This is a genomic window from Aeromicrobium sp. (assembly GCF_025965075.1).
Classification (GTDB): Bacteria; Actinomycetota; Actinomycetes; order Propionibacteriales; family Nocardioidaceae; genus Aeromicrobium.
This window is the reverse complement of sequence record NZ_JAOPXQ010000211.1, coordinates 1-19,956: the sequence shown is the minus strand read 5'-3', so window position 1 is coordinate 19,956 and position 19,956 is coordinate 1. Positions and strand designations below refer to the sequence as shown.

Below are 19,956 nucleotides of genomic sequence, written 5' to 3'. Positions count from 1 at the left end.
TCGCGAGTTCGAATCTCGTTGTCCGCTCGGAGAGGGTCTCCATACCCATCCAGCGGTGGGTTGGCCGAGAGGCGAGGCAACGGACTGCAAATCCGTTTACACGGGTTCAAATCCCGTACCCACCTCGCACACAATTGAATACGCACGGGCGATTGGCGCAGCGGTAGCGCGCTTCCCTGACACGGAAGAGGTCACTGGTTCAAACCCAGTATCGCCCACACCACCGAAGGACCCCTGACTCGTCAGGGGTCCTTCGTCGTTCCCCACCTTGCGGAGGAAATGTGACCCGCATCATGTGTAGGTGACAGGTCGTCGGGTACGAGTGTCATGTCGGCGGTTGAGCAGACAGCCTCGGCAACGCAGGTGCCCCACCTCGAACAACGCGAGGTGGGGCACTTCCATTCTTCCTCACGAACGCCGACACGACCGCACGAATGGCGACTAGTCGAGCTCGTCGCGGTTGCGCAGCGTCCGTGTGCCCCACCGGGTGTCCTCGAGCATCCGCTCGACGGCCTCGTTGAGCGCGGCGCCGATGAGGACCGCGATCGACAGGACGTACAGCCACAGCAGCACCGCGATGGGCGCCGCCAATGGGCCGTAGATCGAGGTGCCGCCGGAGGAGAATCCCAGCGCCCACCGGACCAGATAGCTGCCCAGGATCCAGAACGTCAGCGTGAACACCGCGCCCGGCAGCCCGGTCCGCCACTTCTTCCGCACCGGGACGGCCAGGTGGTAGAGCGTCGTCAGGAAGCCGATCGACAGCAGCAGCACGGCCGGCCAGTAGAACATCCGCAGGAACGACAACCGGTCCGACAGGATGTCCGCCGCGAGCTCGGGCCCGATCAGGACCATCGGCACCAGCACGATCCCCACCATCAGGGCGATGACGTAGAGCAGGAACGACAGCGCCCGGGTCTTGACGATCCCCCGGTGCCCACCGAAGCCGTAGATGATCGAGATCGTGTCGAGGAAGACGTTGAGCGCACGGGACCCCGACCACAGGGCGAGGACGAAGCCGATCGAGATGACGTCGATGCGGCCCCCGCCCAGGACCTCGTTGAGGGTCGGGGCGATGACCTTGTCGACGGTGCTGTCGGTCAGCGCCTTGGACGACAGCTCGATGATGCGGTCCTTGAGGACGTCGACCTGCGTCACGTCGTAGCGGTCGGCGATGAATCCGATCGTCCCGGCCAGGCCGAACACGAGCGGCGGGAGCGACAGGATCGCGAAGAACGCGGCCTCGGCGGCGAGGCCCGTGACCCGGTAGCGGAAGCAGCTGCTGACCGTCCGCGCGATCAGGCTGCTGAACACTTCGGGGATCCCCGGTCGGTCTACCGGTTGCACCGCCATGCCTCTACCGTAGCGACATGGATCCCCTGCAGCGCGCACCTTCCAACCAGGCGTCCCCACTTGTCGGATACAACGTCGCGACCGCAGATCAGGCGCTGATGGATGCAGTGGGTGCCTTCGCCGGGGACCACGCCCCCACGGTCGTGGACGCGATCACGCCGATGGGCAGCCTGGCCGGCTCGGCCGAGGCCCGCGAGCACTGGCACCTGGCCAACGAGAACGAGCCCGTGCTGCGCACCACCGACCGGTTCGGCAACCGGGTCGACGAGGTCGACTTCCACCCCTCGTGGCACTGGCTCATGGCGCAGGGCGTCGGCTTCGGCCTGACCGCCGAGCCCTGGCTCTCCCAGAGCCCCGTGGCCCACCTCCAGCGCGCCGCCGGCTTCCTCACCTGGGGCCAGGTCGAGCAGGGCCACATGTGCCCCATCACGATGACCTACGCCGTCATCCCCGCCCTGCGCGTCGACGACGCGATCGCCAAGCAGTGGACCGCGGGACTGGCCTCGCGGACGTACGACTTCGGGCTCCGCCGACCCGAGGACAAGGCGGGCCTGCTCGCCGGCATGGGCATGACGGAGAAGCAGGGTGGCTCGGACCTGCGGACCAACACGACGCAGGCACGGCCGACCGAGACGCACGGCGAGTACCTCCTCACAGGTCACAAGTGGTTCACCTCCGCACCGATGAACGACGTCTTCCTGGTGCTGGCCCAGGCCGCCGAGGGCGTCACGTGCTTCGTGGTCCCCCGGGTGCGCCCCGACGGCACCCGCAACGCCCTGTCGATCGTGCGCCTCAAGGACAAGCTGGGCAACCGGTCCAACGCCTCCAGCGAGCTCGAGTTCAACGACGCCTGGGCGATCCGTCTCGGCGACGAGGGACGCGGGATCCGCACGATCATCGAGATGGTCTCCGCGACCCGCCAGGACTGCATCCTCGGCTCGGCCGGGATCATGCGCAAGGCCGTCGCCGAGGCTGCGTGGCACACGTCGCAGCGGGCCGCGTTCGGCTCGACACTCGCCGACCAGCCGGCCATGATCAACGTCCTCGCCGACCTCGCGGTCGAGAGCGAGGCCGCGACGATGGTGTCCCTGCGTCTCGCCTCGGCGGTCGACAAGCCGCACGACGCCCACGAGCAGGCCCTGCGACGCATCGGGCTGGCCCTGGAGAAGTTCTGGGTCTGCAAGCGGACCCCGTTCATGGTCGCGGAGGCACTCGAGTGCCTCGGCGGCAACGGGTACGTCGAGGAGTCGGGCATGCCCCTGCTGTTCCGCGAGTCGCCCCTCAACTCGATCTGGGAGGGCAGCGGCAACGTCAACGCGCTGGACGTCCTGCGCGCACTGGCCCGCGAGCCCGAGAGCCTCGACGCGTGGATCACCGAGGTCGGGACGGTCCGCGGCGAGGACAGCCGCCTCGACGCCGCGGTCGACGAGGTCCTCGTCGAGCTCGCCGACCTGAGCGACGTGGAGACCCGGGCCCGCCGCATCGCCGGCCGGATGGCGGCGGTCCTGCAGGGCACGGTCCTGCTGCAGCACGGCGACCCGGCCGTCGCCGACGCGTTCTGCGCCTCCCGGCTCGGCGGTGACTGGGGCGGCACGTTCGGGACGCTCCCCCGTGGGCTCGACCTCGCCGGCATCGTCGCCCGGACCACCCCCCACCTGGACGCCTGAATGGGCCGCCTGCTCGTCATCGCCGCCTCGATGTCGGCGATGATCACGCTCGTGTCCGCGATGGCGCTGCGCGCCGCCGACGCCACCCTGGCGGTCGTCGCCGTCGCCGCCCTGGTCGTCCTGCTGACCTGGTACGCCCAGCTGCACGCGACCGAGGAGCACTCCTCCGTGGGGCTGGCCAACCCGGCCGCCGCCGTCACGCTCGCCGTCGTCGGGCGGCGACCCTGGGCCACCCTGCTGCCCGCCGTCGTGGCGCACGCCGTGGGCGGCGTCCTCGGCGGCCTGCTGGCCCTGGTCCTGGAGGACCGGCTCGGCGACACCTTGGTCTTCACCGATCCCAGCCTCGTGCTCACCGCGGTGGGCGCGGCGCTCGTCGGCCTGGTGGGTGCGTGGACGACGCTCAGCATCGACGGCGGCGGGTCCGAGGCCCTGTCGGCCGTCCCGGTCCTCGTCGGTGGGGCCGTCCTCCCGCTGGGCCTGCTGGCGGTCTTCCAGCCGGCGGTCGTGATCGGCCTCGCGACGGCGGGCCTCGTGCCGTGGGACGTGGCCCTCGTGGCGGCCGGGACCGTGCTCGGGGCGTCGGCCGTGGGTGCGTACACCGTGTCCGTCCTCGTCCCGGCGGAGTGACCCAGCCCACACAGGTTCCGTTCTGCCGCGTGGATCGACCGTCCGGTTTCACATGTTGGACGGCCGTCCCGAATCGTGAGACTCGTCCTTGTCGTTCGGGCCGGGGCTCCCCAGACTGGGGACATGCTTTCGGCGCAGCACCTCTGGCTCGTGGGACGACTCCACGTCGACCTCGGCCGCGCTCGCAACATGATGTGTCGCTGATCAACGCGCGACCTCTGCACTGACTCAAGTCAATCCAGGCGCGCGGCGACCATCCCGTGACGAACCTGTCCTGATCGCCGTGCGCCCTGCCCCAAGGGAAGTTCATGGCATCAGTTACCGGCACCGACACCCCCGCCCGTCGACCGCGCCCCAAGCGCGGCGAGGGCCAGTGGGCGCTGGGCTACCGCGAGCCCCTGAACGCCAACGAGCGGTCCAAGAAGGACGACAACCCGCTCAACGTGCGCGCTCGCATCGAGAACATCTACGCGCACGGCGGCTTCGCGTCGATCGATCCCGGCGACCTGCGGGGCCGCTTCCGCTGGTGGGGCCTCTACACGCAGCGCAAGCAGGGCATCGACGGCGGCAAGACCGCGACCCTCGAGCCCGAGGAGCTCGACGCCGAGCACTTCATGCTCCGCGTGCGCGTCGACGGCGGCCAGCTCAACCTCGAGCAGCTGCGGACCGTCGCCGACATCTCGATCGACCATGCCCGCGACACGGCTGACCTGACCGACCGGCAGAACGTCCAGTACCACTGGATCGACGTCCGCGACGTCCCCACGATCTGGAACCGGCTGGAGTCCGTCGGCCTGTCGACCCAGGAAGCCTGCGGCGACTGCCCCCGCGTCATCCTCGGCTCCCCCGTGGCTGGGATCTCCGGCGACGAGATCATCGACGGCACCTCGGCGATCGATGCGATCGAGAGCACCTTCATCGGCGACCGGAACTTCTCCAACCTGCCGCGCAAGTTCAAGACCGCGATCAGCGGCCACCCCGACCACGACGTCGTGCCGCAGATCAACGACGTCGCGTTCACGGGTGCGGTGCACCCCGAGCACGGCCCCGGTTTCGACCTGTGGGTCGGCGGCGGCCTGTCGACCAACCCGATGCTCGCCGAACGGGTCGGCGTGTGGGTCTCGCTCGAGGACGTCCCCGAGGTGTGGAAGGGCGTCGTCAGCATCTTCCGCGACTACGGCTACCGCCGCCTGCGCACCCGGGCACGCCTGAAGTTCCTCATCGCGGACTGGGGCATCGAGAAGTTCCGAGAGGTCCTGGAGACCGAGTACCTCGAGCGCCGGCTGCCTGATCTCGAGGCGCCCCCGATGCCCGAGACGCCCGCCGACCACGTCGGCGTGTTCCCGCAGCGCGACGGCAAGTTCTACGTCGGCGTCGCGGCCACGGTCGGCCGCATCTCCGGGACCCTGCTCAACCAGCTCGCCGACATCGTCGAGGCCCACGGCAGCACGCGCATCCGTACCACGCCGATGCAGAAGCTCGTCGTCCTCGACGTCGAGGAGGACCGGGTCGAGAGCCTGGTCGCCGCGCTGGCCGGCATCGGCCTGCACGCCCGCCCGTCCCAGTGGCGCCGCAACACCATGGCGTGCACCGGCATCGAGTACTGCAAGCTCGCGATCGTCAACACCAAGGATCGCGCCGCGACCCTCATCGACGAGCTCGAGCAGCGGGTCCCCGAGCTCGACACACCGATCACGGTCAACGTCAACGGTTGCCCCAACTCGTGCGCCCGCATCCAGACCGCCGACATCGGCCTGAAGGGCATGCTCGTCAGCGACGCCGACGGCAACACCGTGGAGGGCTTCCAGGTCCACCTCGGCGGCGCGCTCGGGTTCCAGGCCGGCTTCGGCCGCAAGCTGCGCGCCCACAAGGTCGCCGGGGACCACCTGCCCGACTACATCGAGAAGCTCTCGCGGACGTACCTCGAGCAGCGCGAGGACGACGAGTCCTTCGCCCGCTGGGTGTCCCGCGCCGATGAGGAGGTCCTTCGATGACCACCCGCGCCGTCCCGTTCCACTGCCCGTACTGCGCCGACGAGGACCTGCGTCCCCACGGCGAGACGCACGGCGAGTGGGAGTGTCGCTCCTGCCTACGGGCGTTCCGGCTCGGCTTCATCGGCCAGCTGTCCCCCACCGACCTGACCACCCTGTGAACACCACCACCGCACCACCAACTGAAAGGAGGCACGCATCATGACCGCACCAGCACTCATTGCCCTGGCGCACGGCAGCCGCGACCCGCGCTCTGCCAAGACCATCACAGCCCTCACGGAGATGGTCGCGTGCATGCGTCCCGATCTCCGGGTGGAAGCGGCATTCCTCGACCTGGCCGCACCGCGCTTCGACGACGTCGTCGACCGGCTCGTCGCCGAGGGTCACCAGGAGATCGTCGTGGTCCCGCTGCTGCTGACCGAGGCGTTCCACGCCAACGTCGACGTCCCGAACGTCATCACGGGCGCCCTGGCGCGTCACGAGGGCATCAAGATCCAGGCCACGGACGTCCTCGGCATCGAGAACGCGTTCTTCCACGTGCTCGACAAGCGTCTGCGTGAGGCCCTGTCCAAGAACCGGGTCCGCGAGCTCGACGCGCTGGTCCTGGCGGGAGCCGGTTCGTCCGACCCGCTGGCCAACGCCGCGATCTCCCGGGCGGCGCGTGCGTGGGGAGCCCATCACAAGCTCCCGACCATCGCGGCGTTCGCCTCCAGCGTGCCGCCGGCGGCCGGCGAGGCCGTGCGGCAGCACCGGGCCGACGGACGTCGTCACATCGCGGTCGGACAGCTCTTCCTCGCGCCGGGCGTCCTGCCCGACCGGGTCAACGAGCTGGCGTACGAGGCCGGGGCCGTCGCGGTCGCCGAGCCGCTGGGCGTCGACGTCGAGGTCGCGCGGGTCATCCTGGCCCGCTACGCCGTCGGTGCCGTCGACCTGGTCCCGCTCGAGGCCCTCTTCGCCTGACGATCTCGCTGAGCGTGACGTTTGCGCCCCCAGATCGCCAGATCGGGGGCGCAAACGTCACGCCCAGCGGGGCGTCACTACGTGGGTGAGGTGACCCGACGCCCGATCCGTCGTAGCGTCTACATCGCGGCGAGGCGGGCCTTCTCGGCCTCGACGTCGAAGTCCGGCGCCGGCCACTGCAGGTCGAGAGCGCGCAGCTGCTCGACGAGGAGCGTCGCCACGGCCCAGTTGCGGTACCACTTGCGCCCGCTCGGCACGAGGTGCCACGGCACGGCCGAGCAGCGCTCGATCGCGAGGGCGTACGCCGCCTGGTAGGCGTCCCAGAGCGCCCGCTCGTCGAGGTCCCCGGTGTTGTACTTCCAGAACTTCGTGGGGTCCTCGAGCCGGGCCTCGAGGCGCTCCTTCTGGTCCTCCGGGGTGATGTACAGGAAGCACTTGAGCAGCACCCCACCGGAGGCCGTGAACGCCTGCTCGAAGTCGTTGATCGCGCCGTAGCGGCGCTCGATCTCGGCGGGGTCGGCGAGTCCACGGACCCGCCCGATCAGGACGTCCTCGTAGTGCGACCGATCGAAGATGCCGATCATGCCGGGCCCGGGCAGCGCCTTCTCGACGCGCCACAGGAAGTCGTGCTCGAGCTCCTCGGGCGTCGGCTTCTTGAACGACGTGATCGCGAGGCCCTGCGGATCCACGAGGCCCGCGACGTGGCGCACGATCCCGCCCTTGCCGGAGGTGTCCATGCCCTGCAGCACGACCAGCACGCGCTGCGAACCGGTCCCAGCGTGGCCGCTCGCGAAAAGCTTCTCCTGCTGGTCGCTGAGCTCGTCGCCCAGCGCCTGCAGCGCGCCCTTGGCCTTGGCCTTGCCGCCGTCGAAGCCCGTCGTGGCTCGCGAGTCGTACGACGCGAGGACGACCGGTCCGGTCACGGTCAGCTGGGAGTCCAGGGAGTTCGCCATCTGTGCAGTATGCCGTGCCCGTAGGGTCGGGGCATGCTGCCCGATGACACCGAGATCGCGCGCCTGTACGCCTATCCCGCCACGGATCGCCCCTGGGTGCGGTCCAACTTCGTCACGACCCTCGACGGCGCGGCGCACGCCGCCGACGGGCGTTCCGGCTCCCTGGGCGGGGACGTCGACACCCACGTGTTCGGGATCCTGCGCTCCCTCGCCGACGTCGTCGTGGTGGGCGCCGGCACCGCCCGCGCGGAGGGCTATGGTCCCGCGGACGTCCCGATCGCGGTGGTGAGCCGCCGCCTCGACATCCCCGAGCGTCTCGTCGTGCCCGGCCAGCTCGTCATCACGACCGCCGACGCCCCCGCCGTGGAGCTCGCCCGGCTGCGCGACGTCGACGTCATCGCCCTCGGGACGGGCACGATCGACTGGCCCGCCGTGCTGGCCGAGCTGGGCCGCCGCGGGCTGGACAAGGTCTTGTGCGAGGGCGGCCCGTCCCTGCACGGCGACCTCGTGGACCTCGACCTGGTCGACGAGCTGTGCCTCACGATCGCGCCGGTGCTGTCGTCCGGCGACGCCCCCCGCATCGCGCACGGACCGACCGCTGTCGACCGGCCGATGACCCGCGGCCACGTCCTCGACGTCGACGGGGTCCTCCTGACCAGGTGGCTCCGGGACCGCGCGTAGTCTGAACCCGACGAAGGGATCCCCCACTCATGTTTGACGTCTCACTCCTCATCGAGCGCCGGCTCAACCCGCTCGACGCTGATCAGATCGTCGCCCTCCACGAGGGCCTCGACGACACCGTCCGCTACCACCTGCTGCTCCCCGTGGAGAGCTCGACCGCGATCATGTCCTCGTCGATGTCGGCGCTCGGCGGCCAGGTCGTGCCGCTCGTCGAGCCGGCCGCGATCGATGGTCTCCAGGACGAGATCGTCAACATCGGCCAGGACGACGTCGAGGCCAGCGCCCAGCTGCTCGTCGACCGCGGCCAGGAGGTCACCGCGACCCTGACCGAGGACGATCCCGTCGACGCGCTGCTGGCGCTCGTCAAGGCGACCGGCTCGTCGGAGGTCATCGTGCTCACCGAGCCGCACCTCGTGAAGGAGTTCCTCCACGTCGACTGGACGTCGCGCGCACAGCGCAAGCTCGACGTCCCGAGCGTCCACCTGCTCGAGCACGTCCCGTTCGACGCCCAGCGCTGAGCCGGGCAGGGGCGCGGCGTTCCGTCGGCCGGGACGGCTGGCCCTGCCCCGTACGCTGGAGGCATGAGCAAGCCGAGCGAGAAGACGTACGACGTGGACAAGACCGACGAGGAGTGGAAGGCCGAGCTCAGCCCGGCCGAGTTCCAGGTCCTGCGCCAGGCCGGGACCGAGCGACCGTTCACCTCGTCCTACGAGACGGATCCGACGGTCGGCGTGTACGCCTGCCGGGCCTGCGGCTCCGAGCTGTTCCGCAGCGAGACGAAGTTCGACGCGCACTGCGGCTGGCCGGCGTTCTACGCCCCGCTCGCGGAGGACCGGGTCGAGTACATCGAGGACCGCTCGATGTTCGGCGGAGTCCGCACCGAGGTCCGCTGCGCCACGTGCGGCTCGCACCTCGGGCATGTGTTCGAGGGCGAGGGCTTCGACACCCCGACCGACCAGCGCTACTGCATCAACGGCATCAGCCTCAAGCTCCAGGCCGACGCCTCCTGACCCCGTGGGCCTGACGTTCTGACCGACACGCCAGGCGTGTCGGCGTCGAGACGTCAGGCCCAGCGGGGTCGGCGGGGGCTAGGGCCAGAGGCTCGTGAGCTCGCTGACGGTGTGCACCTTGCCGGTGTAGAACGGCACTTCCTCGCGCACGTGGCGCCGCGCCTCGGTGGCCCGCAGCTCGCGCATGAGGTCGACGATGCGGTGCAGCTCGGCGGCCTCGAAGGCAAGGATCCACTCGTAGTCGCCCAGCGCGAACGACGCGACGGTGTTGGCCCGCACGTCCGGGTAGTCCCGGGCCGCCATGCCGTGCTCCTTGAGGATCGCGCGACGCTCGTCGTCGGGCAGGAGGTACCACTCGTACGACCGGACGAACGGGTAGACGCAGACGTAGGTCTGCACCTGCTCGTCGGCCATGAACGCCGGGATGTGCGAGCGGTTGAACTCGGCCGGCCGGTGCAGCGCCATCTGCGACCACACCGGCGCCATGCGCGAGCCCAGGGCCGTGCGGCGGAACCCGTTGTAGGCCGCCTGCAGCGCCTCGCTCGTCGGGGCGTGCCACCAGATCATCAGGTCGGCGTCGGCACGCAGGCCACTGACGTCGTACGTCCCGCGGACCACGATGTCGTCGGCGGCGAGCTTGGCGAACAGCGCCTCGACCTCGTTGGCCTCGGCCTGGCGGTCGGCGTCACCGAGGACCCGGTCCAGGCGGAAGACCGACCACATCGTGTAGCGGATCGACTCGTTGATCTCCTTGGCCAGTTTCCCCTTGTTGGGGATGTGCGGGGCAGCGTCAGTCATGAGTCGATTGTCCCAGCGTCGAGCAACCGGCGGGCGGCGGCCCGGCCCGACCCGATGACCGCGGGGATGCCGACACCACGGTAGGCCGCACCGCAGACCTCGAGCCCCGGCACCCCGGCGACCGAGCGCTCGACGGTCTCGACCCGGTCGAGGTGGCCGACGTCGTACTGCGGCAGCCCACCGCCCCAACGCTGGACGACCCGGTCGGCCGGGTCGGGCAGGCTGCCGAACGCGGCCCGCAGGTCGGCGAGCGCGCGGGCCGCGAGGTCCACGTCGTCGTGCTGCAGCAGCGTGGTCTCGCCGGCCCGGCCGACGGACGCACGGATCACGGTGCGGCCGGACTCGCCGATCCAGCCCCATTTGCTGGACGACACCGTGGCCGCCTTGATGAAGGTGCCGTCGACGGGCGGGACCAGGAAGCCGGAGCCTTCCGGCACGACGGCGTCGTCGAGCACGAACGTCACGATCGCCATGCTGGCGTAGTCGATCGCGGCGAGGGCGAACGCGGCGTCGGGCGCCTCCTCGGCGAGCAGGCGCGCCGCGGCGGGCGCCGGGGCGGCGATGATGACGGCGTCCACGTCGACGACCTCGACGTCGGTCGTCGGGCCGACCGACAGCCGCCACCCCTCGGGCGTACGTCCGACGGCCCGCACGGTCGCGTCGAGACGGACGTCGATCCCGGGTGTCGCGGCGACGGCGGCCGGCAGCTGTCCCACTCCCCCGACGAGCCCCGCGAACACCGGCCCGGTCGCCGTCGCGGCGGCCCGGTGCTCGGCGGCGGCGGTCAGCAGGTCGTCACCGAGGGCGGCGATCTGCGGGGTCGTCGCCCGCAGGGAGAGCTGGTCGGTGTGGCCGGCGTAGACACCACCCAGCAAGGGCTCGACGAGCCGGTCGAGCACGTCACGGCCCAGCCGCGCGGTGACGAACTCGGCGACCGAGATGTCCTCGTCGGGCGCCGGCAGGATCCGCGGATCGGGCATGTCGGCGATGCCCGAGGCGGCCAGCGCCGCAGGGTCGGCGGGGATGCCCATGACGGTCGGCGGCATGGCCCGCAGCGCGCCGTGCGTCCAGATCGACGCCGTGATGGTCGCCGGGTGGACGACCCGGTCGTCGAGCCCCACGGCGTGGATGAGGTCCAGTCCCTCGGGCCGCCGGGCGAGGATCGACTCCGCGCCGAGGTCGAGGGTCAGCCCACCGACCTCACCGAGGCGCAGCTTGCCGCCGAGCCGGTCCGATCCCTCCAGGACGACGACCTCGACGCCCGCCGTCGCGAGCTCGTGGGCGGCGGCGAGCCCCGCCATGCCCCCACCGACGACGGCGACCCTCATCGGGCTACGCGAGGTCGTAGGCGTGGACGAAGTCGACCAGGCGCGCCAGCGCGTCCGGGTCGGTGGCCGGCAGGACGCCGTGGCCCAGGTTGAACACGTGCCCCTCGGCTGCCCGGCCGGCCTCGATGACCTCGGCCGCGCGGGCGTGCACGAACTCGGTCGGCGCGAACACCGCGGTCGGGTCGAGGTTGCCCTGGACCGCCTTGCCCGGTCCGACCCGCTTGATCGCCTCGTCGAGCGGCACCCGCCAGTCGACGCCCACGACGTCCGCGCCGGCGTCACCCATCGAGTGCAGGAGCTCACCTGTGCCGACGCCGAAGTGGATGCGGGGCACGCCGAGGTCGGCGACCGAGGCGAGCACGGCGGCCGAGTGCGGCTTGACGTACGTCTCGTAGTCGGCGAGCGACAGGTTTCCGGCCCACGAGTCGAACAGCTGGATCGCGGAGGCGCCGGCCTCGACCTGGAGGCGCAGGAACTGGCCCGCGATCGCGGCCATGCGGCCCAGCAGGGCGTGCCACAGGTCGGGGTCGGAGTACATCAGCTGCTTGGTCAGTCGGTGGTCCCGTGACGGGCCGCCCTCGACGAGATAGGACGCGAGCGTGAACGGCGCGCCGGCGAAGCCGATCAGCGGCGTCGAGCCGAGCTCGCCCACCAGCGCCGTCACGGCGTCGGTGATCGCGGTGACGTCGTCGGGCTCGACGTCCCGGAACTGCGCCAGCTGCGCGGCCGAGCGGATCGGCTCGGCGACGACGGGCCCCGTGCCCGGCACGATGTCGAGGTCGACACCGATCGCCTTGAGCGGGACCACGATGTCAGAGAAGAAGATCGCCGCGTCGACGCCATAGCGGCGGACGGGCTGCATCGTGATCTCCACGACCATGTCGGTGCGGAAGCACGAGTCGAGCATCGTGGTGCCCTCGCGGAGCGCGAGATACTCCGGCAGCGAGCGTCCCGCCTGTCGCATGAACCAGACGGGCGTGTGGTCGGGGCGTTCGCCGCGGCACGCCCGCAGGAAGGCACTGTCAGTCAAGGTCGCGGTCACCCGACCAGTCTCTCAGGTCGTGCGGAGTGTCGAGGCCCAGGCCTGACCCCATCACGCCTACCATCGCAGGGTGGGAGTCAGAAGCGAGATCGATCGCACGCCCGCGCAGTTCACGCAGGCCGTGGACCATGTGCGCCGCGCCGTCCTTCGACCCGAGGTCGTGGTCGACGAGATGCCCGCGCCCCAACGCATCGCGCCGCACTCCTTCGCGATCAGCGGCGACGTCCTGATCGACGACGACGAGCTGGCGACCGGGCGGTTCATCCTGCTGCACGATCCGGCCGGCAACGACGCATGGGGCGGGACGTTCCGCTGCGTGACGTTCGCCCGGGCCGACATCGAGGCCGACATGGCCGCGGACCCCGTGCTGCCCAGCGTCGGCTGGAGCTGGCTGACCGAGGCCCTGTCGGCGTACGGCAGCGCCTACACCGCGGCCAGCGGCAGCGTCACGGTCGTCCGCTCGGAGGGATTCGGGGAGATGGAGGCCGACGGGTCCGACGCCCAGATCGAGGTGCGCGCGTCCTGGACCCCGGTCATGGACACCCCGAGCGCCGACATGGGCGGTCACGCCTCGGCGTGGTCCAACCTGTTGTGCGCGATCGCCGGGCTGCCCCCGCTGGCGCCCGGGGTCATCCCGCTCCAGCGCCGGCGTGGTCCCCGTTGAGCGCCCCGGACGAGGCGACCCCGGACGGGGCACCGCTGACCGCGATCGACGAGGAGGCGACCGAGCCGGTCGCCGTCGAGTCACCGCGCCTGGAGCTGCGTGACCCGCTGCCCCCCGTCGTCGAGACGCCCGCCCAGCTGCAGGCGACGTGCGACGCGATCCTCGCCGGCACTGGCCCGATCGCCCTGGACGCCGAGCGCGCCTCGGGCTACCGCTACTCCCAGCGCGCCTACCTGATCCAGATCCGTCGGGAGGGGTCCGGGACGCACCTGGTGGACCCCACCGCGTTCGACAGCCTGGTCCCGATCGACACGGCGTTCGACGGCAACGAGTGGATCCTCCACGCCGCGACGCAGGACCTGATGTGCCTGGCCGAGGTCGGCCTCTATCCCGAGAAGCTGTTCGACACCGAGCTCGCGGGTCGGCTGCTCAACCTCCCCCGGGTCGGCCTGGCCGCCCTGGTCGACCACTACCTCGGGCTGAGCCTGGCCAAGGAGTTATCCGCAGCCGACTGGTCCACACGACCGCTGCCCGATCCGTGGCTCGTCTACGCGGCCCTCGACGTCGAGGTGCTGGTCGAGCTGCGGGACCTGATCGACGCCGACCTGGTCAAGGCCGGCAAGCGCGAGTGGGCAGCCGAGGAGTTCGAGTCGCTGCTGCTGTTCCAGGGGCCGCCCGAGCGCAAGGAGCCCTGGCGGCGTACGTCCGGGATCCACAAGGCCCGCGGCCGCCGCGCCCTGGCCGTCGTGCGCGAGCTGTGGGAGACCCGTGACCGGATCGCCGGGGCGCGCGACACGACCCCCGGCCGGATCCTGCCGGACACGTCGATCCTCGAGCTGGCCTCGTCTCCCCCGCACGACCTCAACGCACTCAAGGGGTTGCGGATCATGCGCAACCGCGGCCCCCGCCGCTTCCTCGGCGACTGGTTCGACGCGATCGAGCGTGGGCTCACGCTGCCCGAGGCGCAGCTCCCGACCGCGACCCAGCGCATCGACGGCCCGCCGCCACCGCGCGCCTGGGCCGACAAGAATCCCGTGGCCGCCGAACGCCTCGCCCGCAGCCGCGAGGTCATCGCGGCGGTCGCCGAGGAGCACGACCTGCCGACCGAGAACCTCATCAGCCCGCAGCTGGTCCGCAACCTCGCCTGGGCACCCCCGGCCGAGCTCACGGTCGAGTCCGTCTCCGCCGAGCTCCGGGCCGCCGGAGCCCGCCAGTGGCAGGTCGGGCTGATCGTCGAGCCGCTGACCGAGGCGCTGGCGCCGGTCTCCTAGCAGGAACACAGTCAACGCGACCGGCAGGTTAGCCTCACCTTCCCTTACACTGGGTCGGTGCTCGGAAACTTCCTGATCGGACTGCGCGAGGGCCTCGAGGCCAGCCTCGTCATCAGCATCCTCGTCGCCTACCTGGTCAAGACCGGCCGCCGCCGCGACGTCCGCTACATCTGGATCGGCGTCGCAACGGCCATCACCCTGGTCGTCCTCGCGTTCACGATCATCACGATCGCGGTCGACCAGCTGCCGTTCCGCTGGCAGGAGGGCGTCGGTGGCTCCCTGTCGATCATCGCGGCGGCGCTCGTGACCTGGATGATCTTCTGGATGCGCCGCACCGCCCGTGGGCTCAAGAAGGAGCTCGAGGGCGAGCTGGAGTCCGCCGTCCTGCTCGGCGCCGGGGCGATCACCCTGGTGGCGTTCCTGACGGTCGGCCGTGAGGGCCTCGAGACCGCCGCGATCCTCTACGCGACGATCGCCAACAGCTATACCGCGACACCGTTCATCGGCGCGTTCAGCGGGTTCGTCGTGGCCGCCGTCCTGGGCTACCTGATCTACCGCGGCGCCGTGAAGGTCAACCTCGGCAAGTTCTTCACCGTCACCGGCTACCTCCTGATCATCGTCGCGGCCGGCGTGCTGGCCTACGGCGTGCACGACCTCCAGGAGGCGCGCTTCCTGCCGGGGCTGGCCACCAAGGCGTTCGACGTCAGCGACCCGGCGGCGGCGACGTGGAACCCGCAGAACCCCGGCGGCTGGATGGGCACGCTGCTGAAGGGCACGATCAACTTCCAGCCCGATCCGACCTGGCTGCAGGCCGGCGTCTGGGTCGTCTACCTCGCGATCGTCCTGACCCTCTACCGGCGCAAGCCCAAGGCGCCCGCCGCACCGACACCGGCACCCTCGGAGTCGGTCAACGCGTCGTCGTGATGGCCCCGCGGGCTACCGTGAGCGCGTGAGCGAGTTCAAGAAGCCGTCGCTGCCCGGTGCCGCGCTGTTCGAGGCGCAGGCCGGCGGGTCCGATCCTGCCGAGCTGGCCGCGGCGGGGCACCGCATCGCGACCCTGCTGGTGCGTGGACCCCGCAACGACGACGACCAGGGGCTCGTCGACCGGGTCCTGCACCTCGCCGACGAGGAGGGGCTCGGAGTCATCGCCGAGCTCTGGTCCCACGCCGCCCCCGACAGCCTCGCCGGCGCGCTGTGGCGGCTCTACCTCCTGCGGACCTGGGTCCATCGCCAGCCGGACCAGGCGGCGCGCGAGTACGCATCCGGCAAGGCGTACGCCCCGGTGCACGAGGTCCTCGCGGGCGTCGTGGACCCACCCGGGCCCGAGGAGGTCATCGCGCTGGTCGACACCGTCGTCCGCGGCATCGTCAGCGCGCACTTCGACGTGACCCTCGACCGGGCCGCGGCCTTCGCCCACATCGTCGGGGTCGGCCGCGGACAGCTCGACACCGGCGATCCGCACAGCGCTGTCAAGCTCGTCGACACGGCCCTGCACCTGCACCGCGCCGCCGAGCTGGAGCGGGCCGGCCAGCTGCATTGAACGCCACACCGGATCGGCCTTGTGTCAGCCGTGAGCGGGGTTAGGCTGGTGCACGCGTCGGGCTGCGGTAGCCCCGGGTCCCACAATTAGCCGCTTCGAGCGGCCATGCGCCGTGAGGCGCTTCCCAGCCCGACGCCTTTCTTCTCCCCCGGTGTGACCACTCCCCCTGGCTCGAAGAGAGGGCGTTCCCTGGCCCGTCGGGACCAGATTGGGACCATCGCCCCAGTTCTTGGTCGATCTCCCTCACCAGGCGCTCGCGTTCGCCTACCGTGGAGGCCTCGGGGGGTCGAGGGATCCCGGACTGCCGATCGGCGGTCGTTCCAGGGGCAACCGCCGATCGGCTCGGGCTCACCTCGGCGCGAACGTCGTGTACGACTGACCCGGCCGGCCGATCTCGGACAGCTCGTCGAGATCGGCCGCGGTCGGGGTCCAGCGTGCCGCGGCGGCATTCGCCGCGACCTGCTCGGGCCCCGTCGCCCCGGCGATGACGCTCGACACGGCGGGCTGGGCCGCCAGGCCACCGATCGCCAGCTCGAGGAGCGAGACGCCCCGGGCGGAGGCGAAGCCCTGGAGCGCCTCGACCCGGTCCCAGTCCGCGCCCTGCAGCCGGTCCGACTGGGCCTCGAGGCGCGAGCCCGAGGGCGCCTGCTCCCCGCGACGGTACTTGCCGGTGAGTAGTCCGTACGCGAGCGGGAAGTACGGCAGGATCCCGACGCCACGGTCCAGGCACGCCGGAACCAGCTCGACCTCGGCCGTGCGGTTGTAGAGCGAGTACTCGTTCTGCGCGGTCGCGAACGCCGCGAGGCCGTGGGTCCGGGAGATCCAGTCCGCGTCGACGACCTGCCACGCCTGCAGGTTGGACGAGCCGATGGCCCGCACCTTGCCCTCCTTGACCAGCTCGGTCAACGCCCCGAGCGTCTCCTCGATCGGCGTCGCCGGGTCCGGGGTGTGCAGCTGGTAGAGGTCGATGTGGTCGGTGCGCAACCGGCGCAGGCTGGCCTCGACCGCGGTGCGGACGTACGCCGCGGAGCCGCGCCGGCCACCGTCGTCGCCGTTGACCCCACCCATGTCCATGCCGAACTTCGTCGCGACGACGACCTCGTCGCGCCGGCCCACGAGCGCGGTGCCGAGCAGCTCCTCGCTCTGCCCGCGGCCGTAGCTGTCGGCCGTGTCGAACAACGTGACGCCGTGCTCGAAGGCCGCGTCCACCACGGCCCGGGTCCGGTCCAGGTCGATCCGGGTGCCGAACGCGTTGCAGCCGATGCCCGTGGCGGAGACGACGATGCCGGAGGATCCGAGGGTGCGTGTGGTGTGCATGGGGCCAGCCTAGGAGCAGCCCGCACGCGCAGAGGTCCCGTCCCACCCCGGCGCTCCCGTATGCTCGAGGGATGCTCACGACGACCACGGCGCGCCGCATCGCCGCCGTGCTGATGGCGGCGCTCGTCGCCGTCCTGCTCGTCGCGACAGGTGGCACCGCCCGGGCGTCCGACACCACCGATGACGCCGGCACGTCCCACGCGAGCCAGGGGCACCACGCCGTGCGGCATGCCGCCGTGACGGTCCCACAGTCGCATGACCGGCACGGGACCCACCTCGACCTCGCCTCGACCCCGCCGACCACGCACGCGCACGTCGCCGCGGCGGTGTCGTACGTCGTGGACCGTGTCGACGTCGTCCGTCCCGGCATCGACACCGTCACCCCGGTCGGACGGGCGCCGCCGGCTCTCTGAGCCCGCGCCCACCAGTCCGACCCCGCGCCGCTCCGGCGCTCCCTCGAAAGACTTGATCCATGACCTCCCGTGCACCCTTGTGGCGCGCGCTCGCGGCCTTTGCCGTGATCGCCGTCTCCCTCCTGCTCGCCGTGACGTCCGACGCCAAGCTCGGCCTCGACCTCAAGGGCGGCACCCAGATCGTCCTGGAGACCCAGGACACCGAACGCGTCAAGGCCGACGCCGAGGCCACCGACCGGGCGCTCACCGTCCTGCGCGGGCGCGTCGACGCGCTCGGCGTCTCCGAGCCGACGCTCGCCCGTTCCGGCGAGAACCGCATCATCGTCGAGCTGCCGGGCGTCCAGGACCCCCGCGAGGCCGCCGAGGTCATCGGCCAGACCGCGCAGCTGACGTTCCACGAGGTCGTCGCCATCCCGACCGCGGACACCGAGCCCGGCAAGGGCGAGAAGCTCGTCAAGGACGAGGACGGCAACCCGATCATCGTCGGCAAGACCCTGCTCGACGGCAACGGGGTCAGCAACGCCACCGCCGGCACCGAGCAGCAGGGCCTGGGCCAGTGGCTCGTCGACGTCTCGTTCAACGGCACCGGCAAGGCCGGCTGGCGCCAGCTCGTCTCCGACGCCTGCGCCAACCCGGCCGCGGGCAACCGGGTCGCTATCCTCCTGGACGACGAGGTCATCTCCTCGCCCGGCGTCGTGCCCGACCTGTGCTCGGCCGGCGGTGGGGCCCGCACCTCGATCAGCGGCGACTTCACCCAGAAGACCGCGGACGACCTGGCGGTCCTGATCAAGGGCGGCGCGCTGCCCGTCGACGTCGAGACCGTCGAGCAGAGGACCGTCGGGCCGACGCTCGGCAAGGTCGCGATCGACGCCTCCATCGAGGCCGCCGTCATCGGCATCATCCTGACGGGCCTGTTCATCATGTTCGTCTACCGGCTCGTCGGACTCCTCGCGACGATCGCCCTCGGGACGTACGCCCTCATCTCCTACGGGCTGCTGGTGTGGCTCGGCGCGACCCTGACCCTGCCCGGTCTGGCCGGCTTCGTGCTCGCGATCGGGCTCGCGATCGACGCCAACGTCCTGGTGTTCGAGCGCGCCCGCGAGGAGTACGCCGAACGTGCCGAGGCCGGGCTCTCCCCCGCCCTGTCGACCGGCTTCAACAAGGCATGGTCGGCGATCATCGACTCCAACGTGACGACCCTGCTCGCGGCGGCCCTGTTGTTCTTCTTCGCGTCCGGCCCGGTCAAGGGATTCGGCGTGACCCTGTCGATCGGTGTCGTCGCCTCGATGGTGTCGGCCCTCGTGGTCGCCCGGGTGCTGTGCGAGTGGGCGGTCCGCCGCTCGTTCGTGCGCGGCCGGCCCGCGATCAGCGGCCTCGCCGGCACCGGACGGATCCGGGCCTGGCTCACCGAGAGCGGCCCGGACCTGATGAAGCGCAGCGGCACCTGGATCGTCATCACGCTGGTCGTCGCGGTCGTGTCCGTGGGCGGCATCGCCCTGCGCGGGCTCAACCTCGGCGTCGAGTTCACCGGCGGCCGGCTGCTGGAGTACAGCACGTCGAAGTCCGTCGACGCCGAGGAGGCCCGCGAGGTCATCGGCGAGGCCGGCTTCCCCAAGGCGGTCGTCCAGTCCTCGAGCGGCGACGGCGAGAACGAGAACGTCAGCATCCGCCTCGACGACATCACCAACGACGAGGCGGTCGAGATCGAGAAGGCGCTCGCCACGGTCGCCGGTGACGTCGAGAAGGAGCGCGACGAGCTCGTCGGCCCCAGCCTCGGCAAGGAGCTGCGGGACAAGGCTCTCATCGCGTTCGCGATCGCGATCGCGGCGCAGATGCTGTATCTCGCGTGGCGGTTCCGGTGGACCTACGCCGCGGCGGCCGTGCTGTCGATGTCGTCGGTCGTGCTGACCGTCGTCGGGGTGTTCGCGTGGTGGGGGAAGCCGATCGACGGCGTGTTCCTCGCGGCGGTCCTGTCGATCATCGGCCTGGCGGTCAACGACACGATCGTGGTGTTCGACCGCATCCGCGAGCACACCGGGGACAACCGTCGCCGACCTCTGCGCACGGTCGTCAACGAGGCGATCCTGCAGACGATCCCGCGCACGATCAACACGGGGCTGGGCGCGATGTTCATCCTCGCCGCGCTGGCGGTCCTCGGCGGCGACTCGTTGACGGACTTCGCGATCGCGCTGCTGATCGGCCTGTCGGTCGGCATCCTGTCCACGATCTTCACCGCCTCGGCGCTGGCGGTCGTGTTCGAGGAGCGCTGGCCGTACGACCCGTCGGCTCCTCGCGCGAAGGTCATCGACCCGTACGCCACGATCGACGACGGCCGGTCGACGGG

General features: G+C 71.0%; 20 protein-coding genes and 2 tRNA genes. 16 read left to right on the top strand and 6 right to left on the bottom strand.

Annotation, left to right across the window (positions count from 1 at the left end):
• Window positions 1-54: 54 nt before the first annotated feature.
• Window positions 55-125, top strand: a tRNA-Cys gene (locus JWQ91_RS12810).
• Between the two features lie 21 nt (window positions 126-146).
• A tRNA-Val gene (locus tag JWQ91_RS12805) sits at window positions 147-218 on the top strand.
• A 223-nt stretch (window positions 219-441) separates the two neighbouring features.
• Here the strand turns inward: JWQ91_RS12805 and JWQ91_RS12800 are convergent.
• Window positions 442-1,311 (bottom strand): YihY/virulence factor BrkB family protein, encoded by an 870-nt coding sequence (locus JWQ91_RS12800; protein ID WP_297784674.1) that lies wholly within the window; start codon window positions 1,309-1,311, stop codon window positions 442-444.
• A 56-nt stretch (window positions 1,312-1,367) separates the two neighbouring features.
• On the opposite strand from JWQ91_RS12800, the gene JWQ91_RS12795 reads away from it, so the two are divergent.
• The 5 genes from JWQ91_RS12795 to JWQ91_RS12775 all read left to right on the top strand — a co-directional run bounded on the left by JWQ91_RS12795 (window position 1,368) and on the right by JWQ91_RS12775 (window position 6,595).
• Window positions 1,368-3,017, top strand: coding sequence for an acyl-CoA dehydrogenase family protein (locus JWQ91_RS12795; RefSeq protein ID WP_297784671.1), 1,650 nt, complete (start codon window positions 1,368-1,370; stop codon window positions 3,015-3,017).
• Window positions 3,018-3,644 carry a hypothetical protein gene (locus JWQ91_RS12790; protein ID WP_297784668.1) on the top strand — a complete coding sequence of 209 codons (627 nt, stop codon included), beginning with the start codon at window positions 3,018-3,020 and terminating at the stop codon, window positions 3,642-3,644.
• Window positions 3,645-3,952: 308 nt separating this feature from the next.
• Complete coding sequence (locus tag JWQ91_RS12785) at window positions 3,953-5,638, top strand: nitrite/sulfite reductase (protein WP_297784665.1); 1,686 nt, start codon at window positions 3,953-3,955, stop codon at window positions 5,636-5,638.
• Entirely contained in the window at window positions 5,635-5,796 is a 162-nt protein-coding gene (locus JWQ91_RS12780; RefSeq protein ID WP_297784662.1) for a hypothetical protein, read from the top strand. The genes JWQ91_RS12785 and JWQ91_RS12780 overlap by 4 nt, the downstream gene beginning before the upstream one ends.
• Window positions 5,797-5,836: 40 nt before the next feature.
• Window positions 5,837-6,595, top strand: a complete 759-nt coding sequence (locus tag JWQ91_RS12775) for a sirohydrochlorin chelatase (protein ID WP_297784660.1) — start codon at window positions 5,837-5,839, stop codon at window positions 6,593-6,595.
• Window positions 6,596-6,714: 119 nt separating this feature from the next.
• Here the strand turns inward: JWQ91_RS12775 and JWQ91_RS12770 are convergent, their stop codons facing one another.
• Window positions 6,715-7,548: a PPK2 family polyphosphate kinase gene (locus JWQ91_RS12770; RefSeq protein ID WP_297784657.1), complete on the bottom strand. Its 834-nt coding sequence runs from the start codon at window positions 7,546-7,548 to the stop codon at window positions 6,715-6,717.
• Window positions 7,549-7,581: 33 nt separating this feature from the next.
• On the opposite strand from JWQ91_RS12770, the gene JWQ91_RS12765 reads away from it, so the two are divergent.
• From JWQ91_RS12765 to msrB, 3 genes are all read left to right on the top strand, one after another.
• Window positions 7,582-8,229 (top strand): dihydrofolate reductase family protein, encoded by a 648-nt coding sequence (locus tag JWQ91_RS12765; RefSeq protein ID WP_297784654.1) that lies wholly within the window; start codon window positions 7,582-7,584, stop codon window positions 8,227-8,229.
• Window positions 8,230-8,258: 29 nt separating this feature from the next.
• Window positions 8,259-8,747: a hypothetical protein gene (locus JWQ91_RS12760; protein ID WP_297784652.1), complete on the top strand. Its 489-nt coding sequence runs from the start codon at window positions 8,259-8,261 to the stop codon at window positions 8,745-8,747.
• Between the two features lie 63 nt (window positions 8,748-8,810).
• Window positions 8,811-9,239, top strand: a complete 429-nt coding sequence (msrB, locus tag JWQ91_RS12755) for a peptide-methionine (R)-S-oxide reductase MsrB (RefSeq protein ID WP_297784649.1) — start codon at window positions 8,811-8,813, stop codon at window positions 9,237-9,239.
• 78 nt (window positions 9,240-9,317) lie between these two features.
• Here msrB and hemQ read toward each other — a convergent pair whose 3' ends face one another.
• The 3 genes from hemQ to hemE are packed head-to-tail and all read right to left on the bottom strand — an operon-like array spanning window position 9,318 to window position 12,407.
• Window positions 9,318-10,037 (bottom strand): hydrogen peroxide-dependent heme synthase, encoded by a 720-nt coding sequence (gene hemQ / locus JWQ91_RS12750; protein ID WP_297784646.1) that lies wholly within the window; start codon window positions 10,035-10,037, stop codon window positions 9,318-9,320.
• Window positions 10,034-11,365, bottom strand: a complete 1,332-nt coding sequence (gene hemG, locus JWQ91_RS12745) for a protoporphyrinogen oxidase (RefSeq protein ID WP_297784643.1) — start codon at window positions 11,363-11,365, stop codon at window positions 10,034-10,036. Before hemG ends, hemQ begins: the two co-directional genes overlap by 4 nt.
• A gap of 4 nt (window positions 11,366-11,369) precedes the next feature.
• On the bottom strand, window positions 11,370-12,407 hold the full coding sequence (gene hemE, locus JWQ91_RS12740) for a uroporphyrinogen decarboxylase (protein WP_297784640.1): 1,038 nt from the start codon (window positions 12,405-12,407) through the stop codon (window positions 11,370-11,372).
• Between the two features lie 70 nt (window positions 12,408-12,477).
• Between hemE and JWQ91_RS12735 the strand changes: the two genes are divergently transcribed.
• The 4 genes from JWQ91_RS12735 to JWQ91_RS12720 are packed head-to-tail and all read left to right on the top strand — an operon-like array spanning window position 12,478 to window position 15,882.
• On the top strand, window positions 12,478-13,071 hold the full coding sequence (locus tag JWQ91_RS12735; protein ID WP_297784638.1) for a DUF3000 domain-containing protein: 594 nt from the start codon (window positions 12,478-12,480) through the stop codon (window positions 13,069-13,071).
• The gene (locus JWQ91_RS12730) at window positions 13,068-14,342 is read left to right on the top strand and encodes an HRDC domain-containing protein (RefSeq protein ID WP_297784635.1); all 1,275 of its coding nucleotides are present in this window, start codon (window positions 13,068-13,070) and stop codon (window positions 14,340-14,342) included. Before JWQ91_RS12735 ends, JWQ91_RS12730 begins: the two co-directional genes overlap by 4 nt.
• Window positions 14,343-14,399: 57 nt before the next feature.
• Window positions 14,400-15,266, top strand: coding sequence for an iron uptake transporter permease EfeU (gene efeU / locus JWQ91_RS12725; protein ID WP_297784632.1), 867 nt, complete (start codon window positions 14,400-14,402; stop codon window positions 15,264-15,266).
• 25 nt (window positions 15,267-15,291) lie between these two features.
• The gene (locus JWQ91_RS12720) at window positions 15,292-15,882 is read left to right on the top strand and encodes a hypothetical protein (protein WP_297784629.1); all 591 of its coding nucleotides are present in this window, start codon (window positions 15,292-15,294) and stop codon (window positions 15,880-15,882) included.
• A 348-nt stretch (window positions 15,883-16,230) separates the two neighbouring features.
• Here JWQ91_RS12720 and JWQ91_RS12715 read toward each other — a convergent pair whose 3' ends face one another.
• Complete coding sequence (locus JWQ91_RS12715) at window positions 16,231-17,199, bottom strand: aldo/keto reductase (protein WP_297784626.1); 969 nt, start codon at window positions 17,197-17,199, stop codon at window positions 16,231-16,233.
• Between the two features lie 71 nt (window positions 17,200-17,270).
• On the opposite strand from JWQ91_RS12715, the gene JWQ91_RS12710 reads away from it, so the two are divergent.
• Together JWQ91_RS12710 and secD are read left to right on the top strand one after the other, a co-directional pair.
• Entirely contained in the window at window positions 17,271-17,612 is a 342-nt protein-coding gene (locus JWQ91_RS12710; protein ID WP_297784623.1) for a hypothetical protein, read from the top strand.
• A 59-nt stretch (window positions 17,613-17,671) separates the two neighbouring features.
• On the top strand, window positions 17,672-19,956 hold a 2,285-nt coding region (secD, locus tag JWQ91_RS12705), incomplete at its 3' end, for a protein translocase subunit SecD (RefSeq protein ID WP_297784619.1).